The sequence below is a fragment of the Candidatus Binataceae bacterium genome, from assembly GCA_035500095.1.
In the GTDB taxonomy this organism is placed as follows: Bacteria; Desulfobacterota; Binatia; order Binatales; family Binataceae; genus JAKAVN01.
The window spans coordinates 1-6,107 of the sequence record DATJXN010000103.1; the positions used below are offsets into that span (position 1 = coordinate 1).

At 67.3% G+C, this 6,107-nt stretch carries 5 protein-coding genes and 1 tRNA gene; 4 read left to right on the forward strand and 2 right to left on the reverse strand.

Annotation, left to right across the window (positions count from 1 at the left end; all coding sequences use genetic code 11):
- Positions 1-196 precede the first annotated feature (196 nt).
- Together trpS and VMI09_10470 are read right to left on the reverse strand one after the other, a co-directional pair.
- On the reverse strand, positions 197-1,198 hold the full coding sequence (gene trpS, locus VMI09_10465) for a tryptophan--tRNA ligase (protein HTQ25111.1): 1,002 nt from the start codon (positions 1,196-1,198) through the stop codon (positions 197-199).
- Positions 1,199-1,202: 4 nt separating this feature from the next.
- Positions 1,203-2,081 (reverse strand): deoxyribonuclease IV, encoded by an 879-nt coding sequence (locus tag VMI09_10470; protein ID HTQ25112.1) that lies wholly within the window; start codon positions 2,079-2,081, stop codon positions 1,203-1,205.
- An 80-nt stretch (positions 2,082-2,161) separates the two neighbouring features.
- Here VMI09_10470 and VMI09_10475 point away from each other — a divergent pair, with 80 nt between their 5' ends.
- The 4 genes from VMI09_10475 to VMI09_10490 all read left to right on the forward strand — a co-directional run bounded on the left by VMI09_10475 (position 2,162) and on the right by VMI09_10490 (position 5,892).
- On the forward strand, positions 2,162-2,977 hold the full coding sequence (locus VMI09_10475) for a hypothetical protein (GenBank protein ID HTQ25113.1): 816 nt from the start codon (positions 2,162-2,164) through the stop codon (positions 2,975-2,977).
- A 139-nt stretch (positions 2,978-3,116) separates the two neighbouring features.
- On the forward strand, positions 3,117-3,998 hold the full coding sequence (locus VMI09_10480; GenBank protein ID HTQ25114.1) for an NAD(+)/NADH kinase: 882 nt from the start codon (positions 3,117-3,119) through the stop codon (positions 3,996-3,998).
- A gap of 18 nt (positions 3,999-4,016) precedes the next feature.
- Positions 4,017-5,732, forward strand: coding sequence for a DNA repair protein RecN (recN, locus tag VMI09_10485; protein ID HTQ25115.1), 1,716 nt, complete (start codon positions 4,017-4,019; stop codon positions 5,730-5,732).
- Between the two features lie 83 nt (positions 5,733-5,815).
- Positions 5,816-5,892: transfer RNA gene (locus VMI09_10490), tRNA-Ala, on the forward strand.
- The last annotated feature ends 215 nt before the right edge of the window (positions 5,893-6,107 follow it).

Below are 6,107 nucleotides of genomic sequence, written 5' to 3' on the forward strand. Positions count from 1 at the left end.
CTGTCATTGCGAGCGCAGCGAGGAATCCCGGCTTCCACGAAAAACGAATAAAGATCAGGGGTTCCCCAGTCGCTGACTCCCTCGGAATGACACCCTGACGCTATCTCGCGGCTGTCATTGCGAGCGCAGCGAGGAATCCCCGGTCTCGGAATGACACCCTGACGCTTATCCTGATATGCAAGCTATTTGTGGGACATCACGCTAGCTTGTAGTTGAGCTTCATCGCCGCGCGCACTTCGTCCATCGTGGCCTGCGCAACCGCCCGCCCCCGGCGCGTGCCCTCGATGATGATCTCGCGCACGCGCTCGGGCCGCGCCGCGAAATCCGCGCGCCGCTCGCGTATCGGCCGCAAAAACGCGTCGAGCGCGTTGAACAGCCGCTGCTTCACGTCGACGTCGCCCACCGTGCCCTTGCGATAGCGTTCCTTGAGTTCGTCGACCTCGGCCTTATCCGGATTGAACACGTCGTGGTAGGTAAAGACCGGATTGCCCTCGACGTGGCCGGGGTCGGTCGGATGGATCCGGGTTGGATCGGTGAACATCGACATCACGCGCTTGCGCACCGTCTCGGGTGGGTCGCCGAGGTAGATGCAGTTGCCTAGCGACTTCGACATCTTGGCGCCGCCGTCGGTGCCCGGCAGCCGCGCCATCTGGCCGAGCATCGCGCGCGGCTCGACCAGCACCTTCTTGTAGAGCGAATTGAAGCGCCGCACGATCTCGCGGGTCTGCTCGATCATCGGCAACTGGTCCTCGCCGACCGGCACCAGCTCGGCCTTGAAAATCGCGATGTCCGCGGCCTGCGAAATCGGATACGACCAGAATCCCACCGGCACGCCGCGCTTGAAATTGCGCTGCTTGATCTCGTCCTTGACCGTGGGGTTGCGCTCGAGCGTCGCCACCGTAACCAGGTTCATGAAGTAGGTCGTAAGCTCGGTCAGCTCGGGAACCATCGATTGAACGACGATCTTGACGCGCTCCGGGTCGAGCCCCACGGCGAGATAGTCGAGCGCGACCTCGAAGACGTTGGCTTCGAGCTTCTCGGGGTGCTCGAAGTTGTCGGTCAGCGCCTGGATATCGGCGATCAGGATGTAGGTGTCGTAGTCGTGCTGCAGGCGCACGCGGTTTTGCAGCGAGCCGACGTAATGTCCGAGATGCAGCGGGCCGGTCGGCCGGTCGCCGGTCAGGATTCGTTTCTCCATCTTCTCAATCTTTCGATCCACGCAGCTTGCGCAGAGTGGCAAGGTCCTCGGCAATTTCCTTCATGTCGGGGCCGGGCTCGGTCTCGAGGCACATCGGGAGCCCGAAAAAGCGCGGGTCGTGGAGCAGGCGGTCGAACGGCTCGACGCCCAGATGGCCTTTGCCGATGTGCTGATGGCGGTCGACGCGCGAGTTAAAGGGCTTGAGCGAATCGTTGAGATGAAACGCGGCCAGCCGCTTCAGTCCAACGTGCCGATCGAGCTCGCCGAAGGTTCGTTCGTAACCCTCCGAGCTGCGCAGATCGTAGCCGGCGGCGAACGCGTGCTCGGTGTCGAAGCATAGCCGCAGCCGCTCGTTCTCCTTTACCGCGTCGAAGATGCGCCCCATCTGCGCGAATGAATAGCCGAGATTGCTGCCCTGCCCTGCCGTGATTTCGAGTGCGAGTCTGGTTTTGAAGCCGGCGCAGGATTTATGCGCCGCGTCGATCGAATGCGCGATAGTCGCGATTCCGGCCTCCTCACCCGAGCCGACATGGGAGCCCGGATGCGCGATCAGAAACGGCACGCCCAGCGCTTCGCATCGCTCGAGTTCGTCGATCAGCCCCTCGACCGAGCGCTTGCGCAGTTTGGCGTCGGGCGCGCCGAGGTTGAGCAGGTAGGAATCGTGCGCGACGACCGTCTTGATCCCGGTCTCGGCCTGCGCGCTCTTGAACGCCTCGATTTCCTCGCCCGAGTACGGCTTGGCGGCCCACTGGCGCGAGCTCTTGGTGAAGATCTGGATGCACTCGCATCCGATCTGCCGCCCGCGCGCGAGCGACTGGCTGACGCCGCCCGCGATCGATACGTGCGCGCCGATCAGTGGCCGCCTTTCATGCCCGTTGCTCATCGCGATTCGCTGGGATCTTATACGAAACGGCCGCGAAAGCGAGGCTTGCCCGGCCGCCTCGGGCGCGGATACTGAGTGATGTGCGACGGATCGCGGAGTTGATCGTCCTCTGTTGCGCGCTGGGCGTATTCGCGCGGCCGGCGTGCGCGCAGTCACCGTCCGCAGAGCCGCCCTCCGCATCTCCACCCGCGGCCGCATCAGATGCCGAACAGGCGCCGGCGGCAACGCCGGCAGAACCGGCGACCGCGCAACCCGACGACGCGGACCTGGAGGTAGCGCCGGCCGCCGCCGCTCCCGCCGACGCGGATGCGCCGGAACTACAGCCTGCGCCATCGCCTCAGGGTGCTGAAGCGGCCGCGGTTCCGTCAGCCTTCGCGACACCGACGACCGAGCTGCATCGGACTCCCGAGCGCTTCGGCGGCCTCCCCAACCCGGACCACGGCCCCGGCAACGCGCCGGCCGCTCCGCAGCGGCCGCGCCTCGACGTCGGCAAGGCGATCGGCTTTACCACGATGCGCGTGGTCAAGGACGACGGCGCCGCGGGCTCCGCGGCTCCCGCAAAATGCGAGATCGAGATCCTGCACGACGCGCCCAAGGGAAAAACCCGCGAGGTCGGGACGCTCAAGGTCGACGGCATGCCGGGCCAGCACGAGGACATCATGTCGTTGCTCAAGCGCAAAGGCTGCGAGGCGGGCGCCAACGCGGTCCTGATTAAAAACATGAGCAAAACGCGCGTCGAGGGCGTGAAGGTCGACCACGTCGAGGCGGTCGCACTGATCGTCGGAACCTCCAAGCCGCCGGTCGATCCGTCGCCCGTGCCCAAGACCATCACGGTCACGCCCGACGGGCCGGCCGTGCCCAAAACCATCACGGTTGATCCGGGCGCGTCGCCCTAGCTAACCTTGGGCCGGGCTCCCGGCCTCGGAGATTGCCGGACGGCGGTTCGACGCGTTGATCGCAACTTCATCCTCGTTGCTCAGATCACTCATCGCATTCGAGGCACGGCCACGCGCGCGCGGCGCTGGCGTGTAACGCGTGGGCGCGCGAGCAAAAGATTCGCTGAAGACTGTCGGATTGGTCGTGCGGCGCGAGCGTCCGAAGGCGATCGCGATCGCGCATGAGCTCGCGGCCTGGCTGCGCGCGCGCCATCTGACGACGCTCGCCGAGCCCGAGGCCGCCCCCCAGCTCGGCGCTGAGGCGGTCGAGCGCGAGCAGCTGGCGATGCGCTCGGACCTGATCGTGGTTCTGGGCGGCGACGGCACGCTGCTCAGCATCGCGCGCCTGGTCGGCGAGCGCGAAACGCCGATCCTGGGCATCAATCTCGGCGGCCTCGGCTTTCTGACCGAGATAACCGTCGAGGAGACCCAAGCGACGCTCGCCCGCGTGCTCGCGGGCGACTTCGAGGTTGACCGCCGCATCACGCTGGAGGCGACCGTGGAGTCGCACGCCGCGGGCGAACGCGCGGCCGATCGCGAGAGCTTCCGCGCGCTCAACGACGTCGTGATCAACAAGCGCGCGCTCGGCCGGATGCTCGAGCTTATCGTGGTCGCAAGCGGCGAGCGCTTCTGCTCCTACCGCGCCGACGGCCTGATCATCGCGACGCCGACCGGCTCGACCGCTTATGCGCTGAGCGCCGGCGGCCCGATCGTTTTCCCTTCGCTCGAGGCCGTCGTGCTCGCGCCGATTTGCCCGCACACGCTGAGCAACCGTCCCGTGGTACTGCCCGATTCGTTCGAGATCGACGTGCGGGTCCGGACCGACGAAAACGGCGCGATGCTGACGGTGGACGGCCAGCAGACCGCGCGCATCACCAGCACCGACGCCCTGCGCGTGCGGCGCGGCAAAAACCCGGTGGTGCTGGTGCGATCGTCCCACACCTACTTCGAGATTTGGCGCAACAAGCTGCGCTGGGGCTGAGCGGCGGGGGGAGCGGCGATGCTGGTCGAACTGCGCATCCGCAATTTCGCAATCATCGAGGGCGCCGTGCTGTACTTCGGCCCCGGCTTCAACGTGCTCTCGGGCGAGACCGGCGCCGGCAAGACCATCATCATGACCGCGCTCGGCCTGCTCCTTGGCGGCCGCGCCTCGCCCGATATGATCCGCGCCGGGCAGAGCGAAGCCGTCGTCGAGGGACTGTTCGAGCTCGAGGGCGAAGCGCCGCTGCCCGAGGGCGCCCAGCAGTTCGCCGACACGAGCCAGCGCGAGCTGGTCATCCGCCGCACGCTCACCGCCGACGGCGGGCGCTCGCGCGCTTATGTTAACGGCGAGCTTGCCACGGTGCAGACGCTCGCGCGGATGGGCCATGGCCTGGTCCAGGTTTACGGCCAGCACGAGCATCAGACGCTGCTCCGCTCCGAGAGCCATCTCCAACTGCTTGACCGGCACGCCGGCCTCGACGCGACGCTCGAGGAGTACGGCGCCGCGTACCGCGCGACCATCGCCGCGCGCGCCCGCGCCGACGAGCTGCGCGAACGCGAGCGCACTCGCGCCGAGCAGCTCGAGCTCGCGCGCTTCCGCCTCGCCGAGCTCGAGCGCGGCGCGCTCGCGCCCGGCGAGGACGAACAGCTCGCAGCCGAGCGCACCGTGCTCGCCAACGCAGCGCGGCTCGGCGCCGCGGCGTCCGAAGCCGAGCAGATAATCGCGGGCGACAACGCCGCGGCGCTCGACGCGGTCGCGCGCGCCGAGGCGCGCGTCGGCGAGGCCGCGGCGATCGACTCGAAGCTCAAGGACGCGCTCGAACTGATTGCCTCAACGCGCCTCAACCTCGAGGAGGCGGCGCATATGCTGCGCGACTACGCTGCGCGGATTGAAGCCGACCCGGCGCGGCTCGAAGAGATCGAAACGCGGATGGCCGAGCTCACGCGGCTCAAGCGCAAGTACGGCGGCTCGCTCGCAAGCGCGCTCGAAACGCTCGAGCGCGCGCGCGCCGAGATCGCCGAGCTCGAGCGCGTCTCCGAGTCGCGCGCCGGGGCCGAAGAGGAACTGAGGCGCGCGCTCGACGAGCTCGCGCGCACGGGCGCCGTGCTGAGCGCGCGGCGCCAGAGCGCGGCGATGGAACTGAAGCGGCGGATGGAGGCCGAGCTCAAGACGCTGGGGATGCGCGCGCCGGTTTTCGAGGCGCGTTTCGCGCCGCTGGAGAAATCGGAGCACGCCTTCGAGCACAATCGGATGACGCTTGGGCCGGGCGGCGCCGATTCGATCGAGTTCATGCTCTCGCCCAACCTGGGACAGCCGCCGATGGCGCTCGCGCGAATCGCGTCGGGCGGCGAGCTTTCGCGCGTGATGCTCGCGCTGAAGCGCCTGGAGGCGCAGCGCCGGGGGGTCGCGACGATGATCTTCGATGAGGTGGACGCCGGCGTCGGCGGCGCCGTCGCCCAGGTCGTCGGGCGCAAGCTAAAGGAACTCGCGCGTTTTCATCAAGTGCTCTGCGTGACGCATCTGCCGCAGGTCGCGGCCTTCGCCGACACGCATTTCCTGGTCGAAAAGGAGGAGCGCCGCGGCGCGACACGGAGCCGCGTGAGCGCGCTCGCGGAGGCCGAGCGGATCGAGGAGGTCGCGCGGATGCTCGGCGGCGCCGAGGTCACGGACAAGTTCCGCCGCGCGGCGCGCGAGCTAATCGACCGCGCGGCACCCGAAGGGCCGCGCCGCTAGACGCCGGGGCAGCTCGAATTGTCTCAGGTTGACCGAGCCGATCGCTTCCGATTAACTGATCGCTGATCAACTCTCCGCGCGGTGGGGCTGTAGCTCAGTTTGGGAGAGCGCCTGAATGGCATTCAGGAGGTCGCGCGTTCGATCCGCGTCAGCTCCACCAATAGAATCAAAGGGTTTTTGGCTCCGCAACGCTTCAATTTCCAGTTTTGGTGCCAAAGTTGGTGCCAAACCTTGGGAGTCTAACGCATCAACAAAGCTCTTGTCGCTCCTCGGCAGCCAGTGCGCGTACCACCGGAGCGTCGTTGTCGGCTTCGCGTGGCCGAGCTGGGCCGCAACGTAGGTGATGGGCGTACCTTCGGCCAGCAAGAGCGTCGC